Source organism: Microbacterium sp. STRO-1N (assembly GCF_057748015.1).
Genome location: NZ_CM173234.1, coordinates 457,084 through 477,552 on the forward strand (window position 1 = coordinate 457,084; position 20,469 = coordinate 477,552).

Consider the following 20,469-nt stretch of genomic DNA (forward strand, 5'->3'; position numbering starts at 1 on the left):
GCTCCCATAGAGTGACTCCTCAGTTCGTGGGAGCGCTCCCACGGCATCCCGAAGCACGACACCACCGCAACAGATTCCGCACAAAGGAGTGACACCGTGAACACACGCGCCACGCGCAGGATGCTGGTCACCGCATCCGTCGCCTCCGTCGCAGCCCTGGCACTCGCCGGCTGCTCCGGCAGCAACGAACCGGCCGAGGGGAGCTCGGACGAAGAGGTCACGCTGACGATCACCACGTTCGGCACCTTCGGTTACGAGGACCTGTACGACGAGTACGAGGAACTGCACCCGAACGTCACGATCGAGGCGACCAACATCGATACCGGCGGCAACGCCCGCACCGACGCCTTCACCAAGATCGCGGCCGGCTCCGGCCTCAGCGACATCGTCGCGATCGAAGAGGGCTGGCTCGGAGCGATCATGGAGGTCTCCGACACGTTCGTCGACCTGACCGAATACGGCATCGAGGACCGCAAGGGCGACTGGGTGGATTGGAAGTACGACCAGGCGACGGATGCCGAAGGCCGCGTCATCGGCTACGGCACCGACGTCGGTCCGTCCGGCATCTGCTACAACGGTGCCGCCTTCGAGGCCGCCGGCCTCCCGAGCGACCGCGAGTCGGTCGCCGAGCTCTTGAACGGCGACTGGGAGAACTACTTCACGGTCGGCCAGGAGTACACCGACAAGACCGGCAAGGCCTGGTACGACCACTCCGGCTTCGTCTGGAACTCCATGGTCAACCAGCTCGACGAGGGCTACTACACCGCAGACGGCGAACTGAACGTCGAGGGCAACGACCTGCTCCAGGAGCGCTTCGAGCTTCTCGGTGCCGCCACCGAAGGCGGCCAGTCCGCCGCGCAGGCGGCGTGGGACTGGAACGGCGGCAAGTCGTTCGTCGACGGCACCTTCGCGACGTTCGTCTGCCCCGGCTGGATGCTGGGCGTCGTCCAGGGTCAGGTCGAGGCCGGCGGCGGCGATGCCTCCACCGGCTGGGACTTCGCCGATGTCTTCCCCGGAGGCGCGGCCAACTGGGGCGGCGCCTGGCTGTCGATCCCGGAGAGCTCCGAGCACAAGGAGGCGGCCGCTGAGCTCGCCGACTGGCTGACCCAGCCCGAGCAGCAGGTCAAGCAGTCCACTGCAGCGGGCAACTTCCCGTCGACGGTCGAGGCGCAGGAGACCCTTGCGGCCGACGCGACGCCGAACGAGTTCTTCAACGACGCGCCGACCGGTGCCATCCTCGCCGAGCGCGCGAAGGGCGTCGTCGCGCAGTTCAAGGGCCCGGACGACTCCGTCATCCAGGAGAACGTCTTCGGTCCGGCGCTGAGCGCGCTCGATCGCGGCGAGACCGACACGCAGGGCGCCTGGGACCAGGCGCTGTCCCTGCTGAACGAGCTCGTCGGCTGACACCACTTCATTCCGGTCGCAGTTCGTGTCGTCTCGGCTCCGCCAGAACGACACGGACTGCGACCGGAGCCACGTCCGATCGCCCCAGACGGGAAAGACCATGACCCTCACTGCTCCGCCCGAGGAGCGCGTGGCCGAGGCATCCGCCCGGCCCGCCGCCCGCCGCTCCTGGCGCCACCGCGTCTCGCGGTTCGATCAGAACGCCTCGCCGTATCTCTACGTGTCGCCGTTCTTCCTGCTGTTCGGACTGCTCGGCCTGTTCCCGCTCGTCTACACCGTGTACGTCGCCGTGCACGAGTGGGATCTCCTCAAGGGCGAGGGCCCGTTCGTCGGGTTCGCGAACTTCACCGAGATCCTCGGCGATGCGATGTTCTGGAACTCGATCGTCAACACGCTGAGCATCTTCCTGCTCTCCGCGATCCCGCAGCTGTGCGTCGCGCTCGTGATCGCGTACCTGCTCGACCGCGGTCTGCGTGCACCCACCTTCTGGCGGATGAGCGTGTTGATCCCGTTCGTCGTGACCCCCGTCGCGGTCGCCATCATCTTCTCCAGCGTGTTCAACGAGGCCGACGGTCTCGCCAACAATCTGCTGAACCTCATCGGGATCGCCGATCTGGAGTGGAAGCACAACACGTTCCTGTCGCACATCGCGATCGCCACCATGGTGAACTTCCGCTGGACGGGCTACAACGCCCTCATCCTGCTCGCGGCCATGCAGGCGGTGCCGCGTGACCTGTACGAATCCGCGGCGCTGGACGGCGCGGGTGCCGCACGCCGCTTCTTCTCGATCACGATCCCGACCATCCGACCGACCCTCATCTTCGTCATCATCACGGCGACGATCGGCGGGCTGCAGATCTTCGCGGAGCCGAAACTCTTCGACGCCTCCACGGCCGGCGGCATCGGCGGCAGCGACCGTCAGTTCCAGACCACGGTGCTGTTCCTCTGGGAACTCGCATTCTTCCGCCGGGACCTCGGCGAGGCATCCGCTGTGGCGATCCTGCTGTTCCTGCTGATCGTCGCCATCGGCGTGATCAACTTCCTCATCTCGCGCGGGATCGCATCCGGTGACGCACCGCAGCGCAATCGCGCGGCCCGCCGCGCTGCGCGCAAGAACCTCACCAAGGAGGATGCCCGATGACCGCCACGCAGGCCATGAGCGTGCCGGAGCGCATCCGCCGCCGACGCAGCACGAGCAGCGGCACCGCCGGGATCGGCAGCCGTCCCGGATTCCTCACGTACGGCCTCCTCGCCGCGTTCCTCATCGGCAGCGTCTACCCGCTGTGGTGGTCGGTCGTGGTCGCCTCCGGAGACAACTCCACCCGCGGCGAGACCCTGCCGCTGATCCCCGGCGGGAACTTCTTCACCAACGCTGCGCAGGTGTTCGACGCCATCCCGTTCTGGCTGGCACTGGGCAACTCGGTCATCATCTCCACGATCATCACGATCTCGGTCGTGACGTTCTCGACGCTCGCCGGCTACGCGTTCGCGAAGCTGCGCTTCAAGGGTCGTGACGGGCTCATGGTGTTCGTCATCGCGACCATGGCGATCCCGACGCAGCTGGGCATCATCCCGCTGTTCATGCTCATGCGCGAACTCGGCTGGACCGGATCGATCGGCGCCGTCATCGTCCCGACCCTCGTCACGGCGTTCGGCGTCTTCTTCATGCGCCAGTACCTCGTCGACGTGATCCCGGATGAGCTCATCGAGGCGGCGCGCATGGACGGTGCGAACCAGTTCCGCACGTTCCTCACCGTCGGCGTCCCGGCCGCGCGGCCGGCCATGGCGATCCTCGGTCTGTTCACGTTCATGACGGCCTGGACCGACTATCTGTGGCCGCTGATCGTGCTCTCCCCCTCGAACCCGACCCTGCAGACGGCGCTCAGCCAGCTGCAGTCCGGGTACTACGTCGACTACTCGATCGTGCTCGCCGGTGCGGTGCTCGCGACCCTGCCCCTGCTCATCCTCTTCGTGGTGGCGGGCAAGCAGCTGGTCAGTGGCATCATGGCCGGCGCGGTGAAAGGATGACCCCTATGACTTCTCGGCCGTTCCCGGACGACTTCCTCTTCGGTGCAGCGACCGCGGCGTATCAGATCGAAGGCGCGGCCTTCGAGGAGGGGCGGACGGCGTCGATCTGGGATGCCTTCGCCCGCGTCCCCGGAGCCGTCATGGGCGGCGACAACGGCGACGTGGCGTGCGATCACTACCACCGCTACCCGGAGGACGTCGCGCTCATGAAGCGCCTCGGCCTGCAGACGTACCGCTTCTCCACGTCGTGGTCCAGGGTGCGGCCGGACGGGGGAGCCGTCAATGCGCAGGGCGTCGACTTCTACAGCCGTCTGGTGGATGAGCTTCTCGGGGCCGGCATCCTGCCCTGGCTCACGCTGTATCACTGGGACATGCCGCAGGCGCTGCAGGATGCCGGTGGCTGGACGAACCGCGACACGGTCGACCGCTTCCTCGAGTACGCCGGCACCATGCACGACGCGCTGGGCGATCGGGTGAACGTGTGGACGACGCTCAACGAGCCGTGGTGCTCGTCGTTCCTCTCCTATACGGGCGGCGAACACGCGCCGGGGCACACCAGCGTCGCCGAGGGGCTGCTCGCGTCCCACCATCTGCTGCTCGCACACGGCGCGACCGTGCAGGAGCTGCGCTCGCGCGACACGTCGCTGAATCTGGGGATCACCCTGAACCACACGGTCGCCGACCCGGTGGACCCGCAGAACCCGGCCGACGTCGACGCCGCCCGGCGCATCGACGGGCAGTTCAACCGCTGGTTCCTCGACCCGATCTACCGCGGCGCCTATCCGGCGGACATCGTCGAGGACATCCGAGCGGTGGATGCCGAGGCCGTGGCGCACTTCGAGTCGGCGATCCGCGAGGGCGACCTCGCGACGATCTCGGAGCGCATCGACACGCAGGGCGTCAACTACTACCACGGCGACTACGTGTCGGGTACGGCGCCCGAGGTGCCACCGGTCTCGGGTGGCCCCCGCACCGAGCGCAAGGGTCGCAGCCCCTACCCGTCGGACGCCGGCATCCACTCCGTCGAGCGGGGCCTGCCCCGCACCGCGCAGAACTGGGAGGTCCAGCCCGAGGGGCTGACGCGTCTGCTGCAGCGGGTGTGGATCGAGTACGCCGAGCCGGCGGGCGTCGTCCTGTACATGACCGAGAACGGTGCGGCGTACGACGACGAGCCGGTCGTCGAGGACGGCGAGACGCGCGTGCACGATGGGGATCGTGCCGAGTTCCTCCGCCTGCACCTCGGTGCCGTCCTGGATGCCGCGGATGCCGGGGTCGACGTGCGCGGATACTTCTACTGGTCGTTGTTCGACAACTACGAGTGGGCGTGGGGCTACGACAAGCGCTTCGGCATCGTCCGGGTCGACTACGACACCCAGGAGCGCAGCCTCAAGGACTCCGCGCTGGAGTACGCACGGGTCATCGCCGCTCGCTCGCTCTGAGGCGCGCGGGGGCCGGGGAGCCTCCCTGCGCGTCGATGGGGCCAGAATGGGCGAATGGAAGAGAGCGTGCGATGACGGCACCACGGGCGACGATCGAAGAGGTTGCGGCGGCCGCGGGGGTGTCGCGATCCACGGTGTCGCGGGTGGTGAACGGGTCGACCGCGGTCAGCCCCGAGGCGCTCGACGCCGTCAAACGGGCGATCGCCGAGATGAACTACGTGCCCAACCGCGCGGCGCGCTCGCTGGCGTCGCGGCAGACGCACGCGATCGCGCTGATCGTCCCCGAGGACACCACGCGGTTCTTCGGCGACCCGTTCTTCGCCGCGATCGTCGCAGGGATCACGGGTGCGCTCGGCGGATCGGACTATCTCCTCAACCTCCTCATCGCCAGTGACGACCCCGGCGACAAGATGACGAGCTTCGTCCGCAACGGCGGCGTCGACGGTGCGCTGATCGTCTCGCACCACTCCAGCGACGCGTACATCGATCGGATCGCGGATGCCGTACCCGTGGTTTTCGGCGGCCGGGCGTTCCATCTGCGCGACTCCGACTACGTCGTGGACGTCGACAACGTCGCCAGTGCACGCCTCGCCACGCAGCACCTCATCGACACCGGCCGCACGCGCATCGCGACCATCACCGGCCCGCTCACGATGCTCGCGGCGCAGGATCGCGTACAGGGTTTTCGCGCTGCGCTGGCGGATGCCGGGCTCTCGCCGTTCGCCGAGGCGGAGGGCGACTACAGCGAGTCCGGTGGTGCCGATGCCGCGCGCCGGATCCTCGCCGCCGGTGCTCCGGACGCGATCTTCGCCGGCAGCGACCTGATGGCCCGCGGCGCGATGGGCGTTCTGCGCGCGGCGGGGCTGCGGGTGCCGGACGACGTCGCCGTCGTCGGATTCGACGACTCCTCTGTCGCGCTCTCGACCGACCCTCAGCTGACGACGGTCCGCCAGCCCATGTACAAGCAGGGCGAGACGATGGCCGCTGTCCTGCTGTCGCACCTCGCGGGCGGCTCGCCGGAGCGGACGACGATCCTGCCGACCGAGCTCGTCGTGCGCGGTTCGGCGTAGCCGGCGCGACGAATCACGAACGGTGTGACGATTCACGAACGGATTCACCGGATCCGACCGTGAATCGTCACACCGTTCGTGACACGTCGGCCACAGTGCGTCGGTAGCCGATCGGATGATGTGCCTCGGCATCCGTCGTCCGTAGGCTGAGGACCATGACCTCACCCGAGCAGCCGGACGGCGCGCGAGGCATCCTGGCGCCCGTGCGCTTCGGGCGCGCGCTGCAGGTCGTCCTTCTCGCGCTGATCGTCGTATGCGCGGTGCGCTACGCGCTGCGCCATGAGGATGCCGAGGCCATGCCGCTCGTCCTCGCCGGTGCCACACTGCTCGCGATCGTCGCCCTGCTGCGGCCGCTCGTCCCGCGGCGCGGCGTGTGGCCGTCGGCATGGACCCTCGTCGTGGTGGCGCTGTGGGTCGTGCTCACCCTTACGGCCCCGTCGTTCGCGTGGTGCGCCGTGCCGCTGGCGTTCGCGGTGCTGCAGATCCTGCCGTTCTGGCCCGCCTCGGCCGTGGTCGCCGCCATGACGGCCGTGGTCATCGCCGCGGAACTCCGACTGGCCGAAGAACCAGACCCGACGATGATCGCCGGTCCGATCGGGATCGCCTTCGCGACGGTCGTCGCCTACCGTGCGCTGGATCGCGAGGCCAGAGCCCGACAGCAGCTGGTCGACGAGCTGACCGCGACGCAATCCGACCTCGCGGCCGCCGAGCATCGGGCGGGCGCGCTCGCAGAGCGGGCGCGTCTGTCGCGCGAGATCCATGATTCGGTGGGGCAGGATCTCTCCAGCATCCATCTGCTGCTGCAGGCCGCCGAGCAGCAGTGGGATCGACGTCCCGACGCCGCGCGTGCGCAGGTGAGCACCGCGGCGGATGCCGCGCGCGACGGCCTCGACGAGGTGCGCCGCGTCGTGCGCGACCTCGCGCCGGCCGAGCTCGACGGCGTCGCAGGTTCGCTGCCGGCCGCGATCGAGCGGGTCGTGGCGGATGCCGCGGGCGTCGACGCCTCCTTCCAGAACCATGGCGTCATCCGCGACGTTCCGCTTCCCGTCGCCGCTGCCGTGATCCGCACCGTGCGCGGCGCTCTCGCGAATGTCGCAGAGCATGCGCACGCGACGCGAGCCGTGGTGAGCCTTACCGCTCAGCCGGACGAACTGCGCCTCGACGTCCGCGACGACGGCGTGGGGTTCGACGCACGCCCTGTCGCCCGTCGGGAGCGCGCCGGTCAGCGCCGCTCGTCGGGGCGCGGTCGTGGGCTGGAGGGCATCGAGGAGCGCATCGCCGCCGTCGGCGGAACGCTGGAGATCGAATCGGCGGCCGGCGAGGGGACGACGCTGTCGGCGGTGTTCCCGGCATCCGTCCTCATGGCGGGGTCGGACTCGTCGGTGTTCGGAGAGGGAGAAGCGCGATGAGTCTGCGCCTGATACTGGTCGACGATCACCCGGTCGTGCGTGCGGGGCTGCGCGCGCTGATCGAGTCCAGCGACGACCTCGAGGTCGTCGGGGAGGCGTCAGACGCGGTATCCGCCGTCGAGGTCGTCACGGCAGAGCGTCCGGATGTCGTCCTGATGGACCTGAGTCTCGGAGACGGTGTCGGCGGCATCGAGGCCACCCGTCGGCTCGCGGCGCTGGACCCGGCGCCCGCCGTCCTCGTGCTGACGACCTACGACACCGAGTCGGACATCCTGCGTGCGCTGGATGCCGGGGCCAGAGGGTATCTCCTGAAGGATGCGCCGCCGGCCGAGCTGTTCGCGGGCATCCGCGCGGTGGCGAGGGGGGAGCCGGCGCTCGCACCGTCCGTCGCCGCGACGCTGATGCGGAGGGCGGCCTCTCCCGAGCCTCGGATGACCGAGCGCGAGGTCGAGGTTCTCGAGCTCCTGGCCGACGGTCAGGGCAACCGCGAGATGGCGAGAGCGCTGTTCGTGTCGGAGGCGACCGTGAAGTCGCACCTGTCGCACATCTACACCAAGCTCGGCGTCGACACGCGTGCCGGCGCCGTGGCGGCGGCGATCGAGCAGCGCATCATCCGCCGCTGACCGCCGAGGATGCTCGATCCCGCCCCCCGACGGAGACCGAGCATCCTCATCATGAGGTCAGAGACGAAGCATCCGGCGCGTCATGCCGGTATCCCTCCGATACGTGCCGTGCGACGCGCTTCGCGGACTCGACGTCGAGTCCGATCGTTCATCCTCATGCGCAACGCCCTCCCCGACGTCCGTGCGCATCACTGAACACTCATTCAGTGAGTACGATAGCGGGAAGCCGGGGGAATGGGAAATGGACCGGAAGGATGCCGGATGGCGCGCTCCGAGGAGCAGAACCGCCAGGCACGCGAGCGCGCCAGGGAGAGCATCCTGTCGTCGGCGATCGAACTGTTCGCCGAGCGAGGAGTGCACGGCGCGACGATCGCCGAGATCACGGGTCGAGCAGGCGTCGCCCAGGGGCTGGTCAACTACCACTTCGGGGGCAAAGACCAGCTCGTCGGCGAGATCGTCGATCGCTGGTTCCGGCTGCTGATCGGCTTCCCGACGGCGCGGACCGGCAGTGCGGACGACCGCCTGAGGGGGATCATCGAGGGGACGTTCGCCGCGGCATCCGCGAACCTGCTGCTGCACCGTGCGGTCTCGACGATGCAGCAGGACCCGGCGCAGCTGCGCTTCTTCGCCGAGGCCGCCGGCCGCAATGCCGAAGGCGTTGCGGCTGCCGAGCTGGCCGTCCGCGGCATCTTCGCGGAGCGCGGTGCGGCCGATCCGGCACTGGAGGAGGCGATGCTGCGCACGACGCTGGAGGGGATCGTCCTCAAGTACGCCGCGGTCGGCGACACGTTCCCGATCGGAGGGGCGCGCCGCTGGGTCCTCGGGCTCTACGGCCTGGATGCCGAGGAATCATGACCGCCGTTCGCACCATCGATCTCAACTCCGACCTCGGCGAGAACGAACCCGACCGGATCGTCGGCGACGACGTGAGCATGCTCGAGATCGTGACGAGCGCGAACGTGTCGTGCGGCTTCCACGCCGGCCGCCCTGAGGGGATCCGCGACACGCTCGCCGCGGCGGTGCGCGCGGGTGTCGTCATCGGCGCGCATCCCGGGTACCGCGACCACGAGAACTTCGGGCGCGTCGCGGTCGACATCGATCCGGCGACGCTGCAGGCGCACGTCGAGTACCAGCTCGGGGCGCTGATCGGGCTCGCCTCCGCCGTCGGCGGGACCGTCGCCTACGTGAAGCCGCACGGGGCGCTGTACAACACGATCGCGCACGACGAACGGCAGGCGAAGGCCGTCGTCGCCGCGATCGCGGCGATCGACAGGAGCCTCGTTCTGCTCGGTCAGGCCGGTGGCGTCGTGCTCGACCTCGCGGAGCGTGCAGAGCTCGCGGTCGCGGCCGAGGCCTTCGCCGACCGCGCGTACCTTCCGAACGGTCGGCTGGTCCCTCGTACGCAGTCGGATGCCGTGCTGCACGATCCTTCGGTGGTCGCCGAGCGGATGGTGCGTCTCGCTTCGGAGGGCGTGATCCGCGCGATCGACGGCACGGATCACGCGGTGTCCGCGCAGTCCATCTGCGTGCACGGCGACAGCCCTGGATCGGTCGCGATGGCCGCCGAGATCCGCCGACGGCTGTCGGACTCCGGCGTGACGATCGCCCCGTTCGTCGGAGTGTGATGATGGATGCCGTTCGGATCGCAGAATCTATGGCTTTCGGGCCGTCGGAGCGACAGAATGCGCAACCTGGATGGACGTGTCGCTGATGCGCATCCTCACGGCATCCGATCGCGCGCTGCTCGTCGAAGCCGCCGACCTCGATGAGGCGATGCGATGGAACCTGGCACTGGCCGACGTGCCGGGCATCGTCGAGCGCGTCCCCGGAGCGCGCACCGTGCTGGTCCGCTACGACCCTCTGCGCACGTCGGCCGGCGCGCTCGCCGCCGTGCTCGAGACGATGACGACGGATGCCGATCACCTGACGCCCGTCCGCGAGGCCATCGTCCCTGTAATCTACGACGGTGCCGATCTCGAGGAGGCAGCCGGACTGCTCGCGGTGTCGCCCGAGGAGCTCGTGCGTCGGCATCTCGCGGCCCAGTGGCGCGTCGCGTTCTCGGGCTTCGCGCCCGGATTCGGCTATGCCGTCAGCGACGACCCGCTCTTCGACGTGCCGCGCCGTTCGTCGCCGCGCACCCGCGTGCCGGCCGGGTCCGTCGGGCTCGCCGGGCCGTTCACCGGTGTGTACCCCCGTGAGACCCCAGGCGGCTGGCAGCTGATCGGCCGCACGGATGCCGAGATGTGGGACATCGATCGCGACCCGCCCGCGCTGCTGTCGCCTGGCACGCTGGTGCGGTTCGAGCGCGCGAGGGCTGCGCCGGTTGTCTCATCGGGCGCGGAACCCGGCCCGCGCGTCGCGACGAAGGATCCGCGATCCCCGTCCGGGGGGATCGAGATCGTGCGGCCGCCGCTGCAGCTGCTCGTGCAGGATGCCGGCCGACCTGGCCACGCGGCACTCGGCGTCTCGTCATCCGGCGTTGTTGACCGGACGGCCCTGCGCGACGCGAACCGGGCTGTCGGCAACGCGTCGACGGCGGCGGTGCTGGAATGCGTCGGGTCGGCGGTGCTGCGGTTCCAGGCATCCGGCGTCGCGGTCGTCACGGGAGCCGTGGGCGAGCTCGAGGTGACGACCGGCGCCGGTGAGATCCGCTCGATCGCGCACGGCAGGCCCTTCGCGACGTCGGACGGCGACGAGTTGCACCTCGGGCATCCGGAGCGCGGCATCCGCTACGTGATCGGGGTGCGGGGTGGGGTGGCCGCGGCATCCGCTCTGGGCAGTCGCTCGGCCGACACACTCGCAGGTCTCGGACCGGCGCCGCTCGTCGGCGGGGACGTCGTGGCGATCGGCGGGGAGGTCGTCGGCGCGGTCGACGACCTCGTCGTGCCGCGGGTGCTGCCCGCACCTGGCGACCTCGTCGAGCTGGCGATCACGCTCGGACCCCGTGACGACTGGTTCACGCCTGCGGCGCTGCGCGTCCTCACCGAACAGGACTGGCTGGTCTCGCCGCGGTCCGACCGCGTGGGCGTCCGGCTGCACGGCGACCGCGGGCTGGAGCGTGCGATCGAGGGCGAACTGCCCAGCGAGGGGGCGGTGACGGGGGCCATCCAGGTGCCGCCGGACGGGCAGCCGGTGCTGTTCCTGCCCGATCATCCGCTGACCGGCGGCTATCCGATCATCGGCGCGCTCACGGATCATGCGCTCGACATCGCCGGCCAGCTGCCACCGGGGGCGCGCGTCCGGTTCCGGATCGTCTGACCCGGCATCCGTCCGCTCCGGAGGAGAACGCACGAACGGGAGGAGCCGCACGTCGATCCGGATCCTCCGGATCGTGCGTTCTCCTCCCGTTCGGATGCCGCGGGGAGTGGATTACTCCGGGTCGCCGCCCAGCGGCCCGACCGCGGGGATGGGGCCGCCGTCGTCCGCTCCGGTCTTGCGCCAGCGCGCGATCGCGTTGCCGAGGTGATAGATCAGGAGGGCGGCGACCGTGCCGAGCACGATCGCGCCGAGCTGAAAGTTCCCCCAGCCCATCGCGAAGCCGGCGATCGCGATGACGAACGAGACCGCCACCGTGTACTGGTTCACCGGGCGCGAGAAGTCGACGCGGTTATCGACCCAGATCTTGATCCCGATCACGCCGATGAGGCCGTAGAGCGCGGTCGTCACGCCGCCGAGCACGCCGGCGGGGATCGTGTTGAAGATGACGCCGACCTTGGGCGAGAAGGCGAGCAGGATCGCCACGATGCCGGCGACCCAGTACGCCGCCGTCGAGTAGACGCGGGTCGCGGCCATGACGCCGATGTTCTCGCCGTAGGTGGTCGTGCCCGAGCCGCCGAAGCCGCCGGCGATGGTCGTCGCGAGACCGTCTGCGACCAGCGCGCGGCCGGTGTGCTTGTTGATCGACGGGTCCTCGGTCATCGTCGCGACACCGCGCACATGTCCGACGTTCTCCGCGATGAGTACGAGGACGACGGGCAGGAACATCGGCACCAGCGCCCAGGCCGCCGGGTCGGTGATCGCGGCGAGGTGGAAGTCGGGCAGGCCGATCCACGCGGCATCGGCGACGCCGTCGAACTTCACCTGGCCGGTGAAAAGGGCCACGATGTACCCGACGATGACGCCGAGGAAGATCGAGATCCGGCCGAGGAACCCGCGGAACAGCACGCTGAACAGCACGACGGCGATCAGAGTGACCGAGGCCAGTTCGGGTTGCAGCTGGAAGTTGTTCCACGCGGCAGGGGCGAGGTTGAACCCGATCAGCGCGACGATCGACCCCGCGACGACGGGCGGCATGAGCTTGTCGATCCACCCGGTGCCGACGGCCTGCACGAGGAAGCCGATTCCGGCGAGCAGGATGCCGGCCGCGACCACGCCGACCAGCGCCTGCGTGATCTGCTCGGGCGTCTCGAGCGCCTTGCCGGCGTTGACGGCGGTGATCGGCGCGATGAACGCGAACGACGAACCGAGGTAGCTGGGCAGACGGTTGCGCGTGAGCAGCAGGAAGAGCAGGGTTCCGATGCCCGAGAACAGCAGGGTCGTCGACACGGGGAAGCCGGTGAGGATCGGCACGAGGAACGTGGCACCGAACATCGCGACGACGTGCTGTGCGCCGATCGCGATCGTCGCGGGCCAGCTCAGTCGTTCTTCGGGCTTGACGACCTGACCGGGTGCGACGGTGCGGCCGTCGCCGTGGATCTTCCACACGGGCATGGGTGCTCCTCAGGGTTCGGGGGCTGCGAGGGATGCTGGGGCAACACTACCGATTCCTGGGCGTTCGCTGAGTACGCGGAACTAGGAGGTCAGGCGCTCGATCAGCTCGCGGTAGCGGTCGGCGGTGCGCTGCACGACGTCATCAGGGAGGGCGGGCGGCTCGCCCTGCTTGTCCCAGTTCGACGCCAGCCAGTCGCGCACGATCTGCTTGTCGAAGCTCGCCATCCGCTCGGTCGGTGTGGTCCCCGTCTCCCACGCTTCGGCATCCCAGTACCGCGACGAGTCGCTCGTGAGGACCTCGTCGGCGACGCGGAGGGTGTCCTCGGCATCCGTGCCGAACTCGAACTTCGTGTCGGCGAGGATCAGGCCCTTCGCCGCGGCGACGTCCGCAGCGCGGGCGTAGAGGCTCAGCGACGTGTCGCGCAGTTCGACGGCACGCTCCTCGCCCACGAGCTCGACGACGCGGTCGAACGTGATGTTCTCGTCGTGCTCGCCCATCGGAGCCTTGTACGCGGGCGTGAACAGAGGCTCCGGCAGACGATCGCCGTTCTCGAGGCCGACCGGCAGCGGGATGCCGCAGACGGTTCCGCTCTCCTGGTACTCCAGCCATCCTGTGCCGGTGATGTAGCCGCGGACCACGCACTCGATCGGCAGCATCTCCAGCGACTGCGCGAGCATCGCGCGATCGGCCACCACTGCAGGGATCTCGCCCTCGGCGAGGTGGTTCGGCACGTCGTCCAGCTGCTCGAACCACCAGCGGCTGAGGCGGGTGAGCAGAGTGCCCTTCTGCGGGATGCCGGGCGAGAGCACGTAGTCGAACGCGCTCACCCTGTCGCTGGCGACCACGAGGATGCGCGGGTCATCGGCATCCTCCGAGGCGTACAGGTCGCGGACCTTGCCCGAGTAGATGTGCCGCCAGCCGGGGATCCTCGTCGCTTCGCTCACCTGGCCATCATCCCAGACACGGGCGGCACCTCGAATACGCTCGAAGACGATGCACGACGAGATCCTCACAGACCGGCTGATCCTGCGCCGCCCGACAGCCGCCGACCTCGACGCCATCCATCGGATCTATTCCGATCCGCGCGTGTGGGAGCACTATCCGTCCCTGCGGCACAGCGAGCGCCCGGCGACGGAGCGACTGATCGCGCGCTGGATCAGGGGATGGGATGCCGCGGGGCTCGCATCGTGGATCGTGTCGTTGCGCGGCACCGGTGAGATCGTCGGCAACGGCGGGTGCGTACTGATCGGCGATGGGGACGCAGCGGTGTGGAACCTCGGCTACCGGATCTCGGCCGATCATCATGGCCGCGGCTTCGCGACCGAGACCTCCCGTGCGGCGGTCGACGCCGCGCGGCTTCTTCGCCCGGCGACCCCGGTCGTCGCCTTCATGGTCGAGCACAATCGTGCATCGGCCGTCGTCGCCGAGAAGGTCGGCCTCGCGCTGGTGCATCGTGGTCCGGATGCCGGCAATCCCGACCCAGGGGTGATCCGGCTGGTCTACTCCGATCGTCCGCTGACGGACGCGCAGCGGGCGACGATTCTGGGCTGAACCGTCGACACCGCGGTGTCCGCCGCCGGGTGTAGCTTTGCCGGGTGACCCCAGACGCGACTCCGTCGACCGGTACCTACGTGGTCGGCCACAAGCCCCGCAGCCCGTGGCCCGCGCTGTGGGCGATGGTCATCGGCTTCTTCATGCTCCTGGTCGACACCACGATCGTCTCGGTCGCGAATCCCGCGATCAAGGCGGCGCTGGACCCCGAGACGAACAACCTCGACCGCGTCGTGTGGGTCACCAGTGCCTACCTGCTGGCGTACGCCGTGCCCCTGCTCATCACCGGCCGCCTCGGCGATCGATTCGGGCCCAAGAACATCTACCTCATCGGGCTGGCGGTGTTCACCGCGGCATCCCTGTGGTGCGGCCTGTCCACGACGCTCGAAGGACTGATCGCGGCCCGCGCCGTGCAGGGCCTCGGTGCGGCGTTCATGACGCCGCAGACCATGGCCGTGATCACCCGCACCTTCCCGCCGGACCGTCGCGGTGCGGCGATGGGACTGTGGGGCGGCGCCTCAGGGGTTGCGATGCTCGTGGGTCCGCTGGCCGGTGGATTCCTCGTCGACGGCTTCGGCTGGGAGTCGATCTTCTTCATCAACATCCCGGTCGGGATCGCTGGGTTCGTGCTGGCGTGCATCTACGTGCCAAGGCTCGAGACGCATCCGCACCGCTTCGACATCCCCGGCGTCTTCCTCAGTGCGATCGCCCTGTTCCTCATCGTCTTCGGCCTGCAGGAGGGCGAGGCATACGACTGGGGCACGATCTGGGGTCCGATCTCGGTCTGGGGGCTGATCGTCACCGGCGTCGTCGTCCTCGCGCTGTTCATCTGGTACCAGGCGCGCACCAAGAACGAGCCGCTCGTGCCGCTGGGCCTGTTCCACGACCGCAACTTCTCGTGGGCGAACATCACGATCGTCACGGTCGGATTCACGGTGACCGCGCAGTCGTTGCCGCTGATGTTCTTCCTGCAGCTCGCCCGAGGCCTCACTCCGACCGAGTCCGCGCTGCTGATGATCCCGATGGCGCTCATGGCCGGGTTCCTGTCGCCGTTCGCGGGCAAGCTGCTCGATCGCATCGATCCGCGTCTCATGCTCGTGCCTGGCCTGCTGCTCGTGTCGGTCTCGCTGTTCCTGTTCGCGATGATGATGGACACCGAAACCGACGTGCTGTGGATGCTCATCCCCTCGGCGATCCTCGGCGTCGGCAACGCCGGGATGTGGGGTCCGCTCGCCACCACCGCGACCCGCAACCTGCCTCCGCGCCAGGCGGGTGCAGGAGCGGGCATCTACAACACCATGCGCACGATCGGCTCCGTGCTCGGATCAGCGGCGATCGCCGCCTTCATGCAGAGCAGGATCGAGGCGAACCTTCCCGGTGCGGCCGAGGCGCCGGGCGGATTCGGTGGTGCGGCGCTGCCGGATGCCGTGGCGGAGCCGTTCGCGGTCGCGATGGCGCAGACCATGCTGCTGCCTGCGGCGTTCATCCTGCTCGGCGTGGTGGCGGTGATGTTCCTCCGCGGCCGGTCGAGGGTCGCGGCGGCCTGAGCATCTCATTTGCGCCGGAACGACGCATCTGGTGTGCTGAAGCGATGACGATCGAACTCGCCCGCCCCACGACCGACCTCTTCGAATCCTGGGCGGCCGCGGTCGCCGAGTTCGACGGCGGCCACATCGACGGCGGCGGATACGACAAGGGCTTCGTCCCCGATCGAGCTGCCTGCGAGGCGTTCGTCGAGAAGGCACGCCGGTACGCCGACCCTGAGGCCGAGCTTCCGGACGGTCACGTGCCGTGCGACTTCTTCTGGATCGTCGAGGCCGATCAGGTCGTCGGATTCATCGCCTTCCGCCGCGAGCTCAACGACTGGCTGCGCCGGTTCGGCGGTCACATCGGCTACGCGGTGATCCCATCGCGCCGCCGCGAGGGCATCGTCAAGGCGGCCCTGCGTCAGGTGCTGGCCATCGCGCGCGCCGACGGCTTCGAGCGCGTCCTGCTCACCTGCGACGACGACAACCCCGCCTCCTACCGCACGATCGAGGGAGCCGGCGGCGAGCTGGAAGACGTCATCGACGCGGCGGATGCCGGACACCCGCGCCTGCGCCGCTACTGGATCGAGCTCTGACCATCCCTCGACGCCGGCGATGCCCGGTGATCGCGAGCGCGGTCAGACCTCGGTCCACACCGCGCTGTTCGAGGCGCTGCGCTCGACGGCATCCAGCACCCGCTGCACGTGCAGTCCGTCGGCGAACGTCGGCCGGGGTTCGCGACCGTGGACGATCGCCTCGATGAGATCCTTCGCCTGGTGCGAGAACCCGTGCTCGTATCCGAGCATGTGCCCGGCCGGCCACCAGCCCTCCAGATAAGGATGCTCGGGTTCGGTCACGAGGATCCGGGTGAAGCCCTGCTCGAGCGGGGGACGCGTCGCGTCGTAGAAGTCGAGCGCGTTCAGATCCTCGAGGTTCCAGTGCAGCGCACCGGCATCTCCGGAGATCTCGATGTCGAGCGCATTCTTGCGCCCCGTGGCGAAGCGGGTCGCTTCGAAGCTCGCGAGCGTCCCCGATTCGAGCCGACCGATGAACAGGGCGAGGTCGTCGACCGTGACCCTGCCCCGCTCGTCGGCTGCGGTGCCGCTGAGTCCGACCGCCTCGCCCAGAAGCGGACGCTCCTCCACGATCGTCTCGAGTGCCGCTGAGACCTGCGTCAGCGACTGCCCGGTCACGAACTGCGCCATGTCGACGATGTGCGCCCCGATGTCGCCGAGTGCGCCGGATCCGGCGCGCTCCTTGTCGAGTCGCCAGGTCATCGGCGACTCGGGGTCGGCGAGCCAGTCCTGGCGGTAGCTCGCGCGCACCTGCCGCACCGTGCCGATGCGGCCGTCCGCGATCATGTCGCGCATGAGGGTGACAGCCGGCACGCGACGATAGGTGAAGCCCACCATGGCTCGGATGCCGTGAGCGGCGGCATCCTGTGCGGCCTGTCGCATCGCCTCCGCCTCGTCGACCGTATTGGCCAGCGGCTTCTCGCACAGCACGTGCTTGCCCGCGGCGAGGGCGGCGATGGCGATCTCGGCATGGGAGTCTCCCGGGGTGACGATGTCGACCACGTCGATGTCGGAACGTTCGATGACGGCCCGCCAGTCGGTGGACGTCTCATCCCAGCCCCACTGGCGAGCTGACGCGGCCGTCTTGTCGGCGTCTCTTCCGACGAGCACCGCCATCCGCGGCCTCAGCGGGAGCTCGAAGACCGCCGGCGCCTGACGCCAGCCGACGGAGTGCGCCGCTCCCATGAATCCGTGGCCGATCATCGCCACGCGCAGCTCGGTGGACATCTTTCCTCCCGGGGAGACAGTGCGGGGCGAGCGCCGAAGCGCTCGCCCCGCGGGCGGTGGTCAGGACTCGAACGCGAGATCGATGAACTCGTCGACGTTGTCCTTGGTCACGACGGGGGCATCGAGAACGATCCGATACGGGACGCTCGGGGTGACCAGGTCGCTCATCGTCTTGCCCTGCGCGACCAGTCGCGCCAGGGCGATGCCGTCGGCGGCCTGCGTCGACGGATAGATGACGGTCGCCTTGATGACGCTGTCGTCGGCCTCGATGCGCTCCATCATGTTGACGCTGCCTGCGCCGCCGACCATGAAGAACTCGTCGCGTCCGGCTGCGTCGATCGCTGCCATCACGCCGACGCCCTGGTCGTCATCATGGTTCCAGATCGCGTCGATCTTCGGGTTCGCCGACAGCAGCTGCGACGTCGCGCTCTCTCCGCCTGCGACGGTGAAGTCCGCCGCGACGCGCGGGCCGACTTCCAGACCGCACTCCTCGAGAGCATCCTTGAAGCCCTGCGAACGATCCTGCGTCAGGGGCAGGGAGTCGATGCCGGCGATCTCGGCGACGATGGCGTCGCTCTGACCGTCGAGCTGCTCGCAGATGTACGTACCGGCGCTGACGCCCATGCCGTAGTTGTCACCGAGGATCGTGACACGCGATGCGAACGTGCTCGAGAACTCGCGGTCGACGTTGATGACGGGGATCCCGGCATCCATCGCCTTCTGCGCGACCTGGGTCAGGGCAGCGCCGTCGGTCGGCAGGAGCACGATGGCGTCCACGCCCTCGTTGATGAACTGCTCGACGGCAGCGATCTGCTGGTTGGCGTCGTTGGTGCCTTCTGCCTGACGCAGCTCGACGTCGTCGTAGCCTTCGGCGGCGTCAATGGCGCCCGTGTTGATCGCACCGAGCCAGCCGTGGTCGGCCTCCGGTCCCGACCAGCCGATGACGACCGTGTCGCCGGATGCCGTGTTCTCCTCGCTCGTGGTGCCCTGATCCGCTGGTTCCTCTTCGCCCTCGGTTCCGTCGCTGGTACATCCGGCCAGCAGCGAGACGGCGAAGAGGGCCGCCGCTCCGACCATCAGCGGGCGAAGCCCGCGTTTGCGCATGCCGTGCATGTCTTTCCTCCTTGAAATGTGATGCAGATGCGTGCGGTGCGAGCGCGGGCGATGAAGGCCCGGATCGGTACGCACCGGTGCTGAGGGCCAAGCTAGCAGAACATGTCACGATCCGGACAGCTTTTGTTGATCTTGAGACAAAAGTGATTTCGGCGTCGGTTCCGTCCCTGAATTCCAAGGAAGCGACGCTCGTCGGGGGTGAGTGGTTCGCGATCTCCGAAGCCCGGGATCGCCTCTCGCGTTCATGATATGACCGTGTTATGTTCATCCCGTGATCAAAGATGACCATTCATCGGCATTACTCGAGATGCGCGGTGTCGAGAAGAGCTTCGTCGGCGTGCGCGCACTGCGCGGCGTCGAACTCGACGTGCGCCCCGGAGAGGTGCACTGCCTGCTCGGGCAGAACGGCGCCGGAAAGTCGACGCTGATCAAGACGCTCGCGGGCGTCCACCGGCCGGATGCCGGCGAGATCCGCTGGATGGGGGAGCCGGTCGAGATCGAGCATCCTCAGGCCGCGATCTCACTCGGGATCGCGACGATGTATCAGGAGCTCGACGTCGTCGACGGCCTCACGGTCGCAGAGAACGTGTTCCTCGGGCATGAGTTCGACCGATTCGGATTCACGCGCCGCCGCCAGCTCATCCAGCAGACGCGAGCCCTGCTCCAGCGCCTCGGTCACGGTTCGATGTCGCCGTACGCCGAGGTCGGCACGCTCAGCGCCGCCGAGAAGCAGATCGTCAGCATGGCTCGTGCCCTGTCGCACGACGTGAAGCTCATCATCATGGACGAACCGTCCGCGGTTCTCGATTCCGAAGAGGTCCGGAACCTGTTCGCCGTCGTGCGAGAGGTCACCTCGCAGGGCATCGCCGTGGTCTACATCACCCACCGCCTCGAAGAGATCCGCCAGATCGGCGACCGCATCACGGTTCTCAAGGACGGTTCGACCGTGGCGAGCAACCTGCCGGTGGCGGACACACCCACCGCCGAACTGATCAAGTACATGACGGGTCGCTCGGTGGAGAATGTCTTCCCGCCGGCCGAGCCCATCGCCGCGGACGCGCCCGTGCTGCTCGAGGTCGAAGGGCTCGGCCTGACCGGGGTGTTCGAGGACGTGTCGTTCTCGGTGCGCGCAGGCGAGATCATCGGTCTCGCCGGCCTCGTCGGTTCAGGGCGCAGCGAGATCATCGAGACCATCTACGGCGCGCGCCGGGCATCGCGCGGAACCGTCAGAGTCGCCGGGAAGACCCTGCCGCGTGGATCCGTTGCCGCGTCGGTCGCCGCCGGAGTCGGGCTCAGTCCGGAGGAGCGCAAATCCCAGGGCCTCGTCCTCGGAGAGCCGATCTTCAAGAACGTGACGCTGTCCTCGTTCGCGCGCCTCGCCAAGGGCCCGTGGCTGGACGAGCGCAGCGAGCGTCGTGTCACGAAGGAGCAGATCGGCGCCCTCGAGCTGCGGCCCGCAGATCCCGATCGCCCGGCGGCGACGCTGTCGGGCGGCAACCAGCAGAAGATCCTGCTCGCGCGCTGGCTCGTGCACGGCAGCTCCGTGCTGCTGCTCGACGAGCCGACCCGTGGTGTCGACATCGGCGCGCGTTCCGAGATCTACGCGCTGATCCGTCGACTCGCGGCATCCGGCCACGCCATCGTCGTCATCTCGAGCGAGATCGATGAAGTCCTCGGCCTTTCGGACTCGGTCCTCGTCATCGGCGACGGCCGCGTCCTCAGCACAGTTCCCGCATCGGAGATCGACGAGCACGGCGTGCTCGACCTCGTCATGAAAGGAGTCGCCGCGTGAG

At 68.7% G+C, this 20,469-nt stretch carries 18 protein-coding genes; 14 read left to right on the forward strand and 4 right to left on the reverse strand.

Going from position 1 to position 20,469, the window contains the following annotated elements:
• The first annotated feature begins 96 nt into the window (after positions 1-96).
• From AC3ANJ_RS02285 to AC3ANJ_RS02330, 10 genes are all read left to right on the forward strand, one after another.
• Entirely contained in the window at positions 97-1,404 is a 1,308-nt protein-coding gene (locus AC3ANJ_RS02285; RefSeq protein ID WP_488318046.1) for an ABC transporter substrate-binding protein, read from the forward strand.
• A gap of 100 nt (positions 1,405-1,504) precedes the next feature.
• Positions 1,505-2,545: a carbohydrate ABC transporter permease gene (locus AC3ANJ_RS02290; protein WP_488318047.1), complete on the forward strand. Its 1,041-nt coding sequence runs from the start codon at positions 1,505-1,507 to the stop codon at positions 2,543-2,545.
• Positions 2,542-3,432: a carbohydrate ABC transporter permease gene (locus AC3ANJ_RS02295; RefSeq protein ID WP_406247203.1), complete on the forward strand. Its 891-nt coding sequence runs from the start codon at positions 2,542-2,544 to the stop codon at positions 3,430-3,432. Before AC3ANJ_RS02290 ends, AC3ANJ_RS02295 begins: the two co-directional genes overlap by 4 nt.
• Positions 3,433-3,437: 5 nt before the next feature.
• Positions 3,438-4,871, forward strand: a complete 1,434-nt coding sequence (locus tag AC3ANJ_RS02300) for a GH1 family beta-glucosidase (RefSeq protein ID WP_488318048.1) — start codon at positions 3,438-3,440, stop codon at positions 4,869-4,871.
• Between the two features lie 71 nt (positions 4,872-4,942).
• Positions 4,943-5,941 carry a LacI family DNA-binding transcriptional regulator gene (locus AC3ANJ_RS02305; RefSeq protein WP_488318049.1) on the forward strand — a complete coding sequence of 333 codons (999 nt, stop codon included), beginning with the start codon at positions 4,943-4,945 and terminating at the stop codon, positions 5,939-5,941.
• A gap of 155 nt (positions 5,942-6,096) precedes the next feature.
• Positions 6,097-7,350 (forward strand): sensor histidine kinase, encoded by a 1,254-nt coding sequence (locus AC3ANJ_RS02310; protein WP_488318050.1) that lies wholly within the window; start codon positions 6,097-6,099, stop codon positions 7,348-7,350.
• Complete coding sequence (locus AC3ANJ_RS02315) at positions 7,347-7,973, forward strand: response regulator transcription factor (protein WP_488318051.1); 627 nt, start codon at positions 7,347-7,349, stop codon at positions 7,971-7,973. Before AC3ANJ_RS02310 ends, AC3ANJ_RS02315 begins: the two co-directional genes overlap by 4 nt.
• A gap of 261 nt (positions 7,974-8,234) precedes the next feature.
• Entirely contained in the window at positions 8,235-8,828 is a 594-nt protein-coding gene (locus AC3ANJ_RS02320; protein WP_488318052.1) for a TetR/AcrR family transcriptional regulator, read from the forward strand.
• The gene (locus tag AC3ANJ_RS02325; RefSeq protein ID WP_488318053.1) at positions 8,825-9,598 is read left to right on the forward strand and encodes a LamB/YcsF family protein; all 774 of its coding nucleotides are present in this window, start codon (positions 8,825-8,827) and stop codon (positions 9,596-9,598) included. The genes AC3ANJ_RS02320 and AC3ANJ_RS02325 overlap by 4 nt, the downstream gene beginning before the upstream one ends.
• Positions 9,599-9,668: 70 nt before the next feature.
• Positions 9,669-11,231 carry a 5-oxoprolinase subunit B/C family protein gene (locus AC3ANJ_RS02330; RefSeq protein WP_488318054.1) on the forward strand — a complete coding sequence of 521 codons (1,563 nt, stop codon included), beginning with the start codon at positions 9,669-9,671 and terminating at the stop codon, positions 11,229-11,231.
• A gap of 111 nt (positions 11,232-11,342) precedes the next feature.
• Here the strand turns inward: AC3ANJ_RS02330 and AC3ANJ_RS02335 are convergent, their stop codons facing one another.
• Together AC3ANJ_RS02335 and AC3ANJ_RS02340 are read right to left on the reverse strand one after the other, a co-directional pair.
• Positions 11,343-12,683, reverse strand: a complete 1,341-nt coding sequence (locus AC3ANJ_RS02335; RefSeq protein ID WP_488318055.1) for a uracil-xanthine permease family protein — start codon at positions 12,681-12,683, stop codon at positions 11,343-11,345.
• 81 nt (positions 12,684-12,764) lie between these two features.
• Positions 12,765-13,628 (reverse strand): phosphoribosylaminoimidazolesuccinocarboxamide synthase, encoded by an 864-nt coding sequence (locus AC3ANJ_RS02340; RefSeq protein ID WP_488318056.1) that lies wholly within the window; start codon positions 13,626-13,628, stop codon positions 12,765-12,767.
• Between the two features lie 49 nt (positions 13,629-13,677).
• Here AC3ANJ_RS02340 and AC3ANJ_RS02345 point away from each other — a divergent pair, with 49 nt between their 5' ends.
• The 3 genes from AC3ANJ_RS02345 (at position 13,678) to AC3ANJ_RS02355 (ending at position 16,357) form a co-directional block, all read left to right on the forward strand.
• Positions 13,678-14,235 (forward strand): GNAT family N-acetyltransferase, encoded by a 558-nt coding sequence (locus tag AC3ANJ_RS02345; protein ID WP_488318057.1) that lies wholly within the window; start codon positions 13,678-13,680, stop codon positions 14,233-14,235.
• Positions 14,236-14,360: 125 nt separating this feature from the next.
• On the forward strand, positions 14,361-15,782 hold the full coding sequence (locus tag AC3ANJ_RS02350; protein WP_488319214.1) for a DHA2 family efflux MFS transporter permease subunit: 1,422 nt from the start codon (positions 14,361-14,363) through the stop codon (positions 15,780-15,782).
• A 44-nt stretch (positions 15,783-15,826) separates the two neighbouring features.
• Positions 15,827-16,357, forward strand: coding sequence for a GNAT family N-acetyltransferase (locus tag AC3ANJ_RS02355; protein WP_406247185.1), 531 nt, complete (start codon positions 15,827-15,829; stop codon positions 16,355-16,357).
• A 42-nt stretch (positions 16,358-16,399) separates the two neighbouring features.
• On the opposite strand, the gene AC3ANJ_RS02360 is transcribed toward AC3ANJ_RS02355, so the two are convergent.
• Together AC3ANJ_RS02360 and AC3ANJ_RS02365 are read right to left on the reverse strand one after the other, a co-directional pair.
• Positions 16,400-17,563, reverse strand: coding sequence for a Gfo/Idh/MocA family protein (locus tag AC3ANJ_RS02360; RefSeq protein WP_488318058.1), 1,164 nt, complete (start codon positions 17,561-17,563; stop codon positions 16,400-16,402).
• Between the two features lie 60 nt (positions 17,564-17,623).
• On the reverse strand, positions 17,624-18,667 hold the full coding sequence (locus tag AC3ANJ_RS02365; RefSeq protein ID WP_406250613.1) for a substrate-binding domain-containing protein: 1,044 nt from the start codon (positions 18,665-18,667) through the stop codon (positions 17,624-17,626).
• A gap of 316 nt (positions 18,668-18,983) precedes the next feature.
• Here AC3ANJ_RS02365 and AC3ANJ_RS02370 point away from each other — a divergent pair, with 316 nt between their 5' ends.
• Positions 18,984-20,468, forward strand: a complete 1,485-nt coding sequence (locus AC3ANJ_RS02370; RefSeq protein ID WP_488319215.1) for a sugar ABC transporter ATP-binding protein — start codon at positions 18,984-18,986, stop codon at positions 20,466-20,468.
• Position 20,469: the final 1 nt, after the last annotated feature.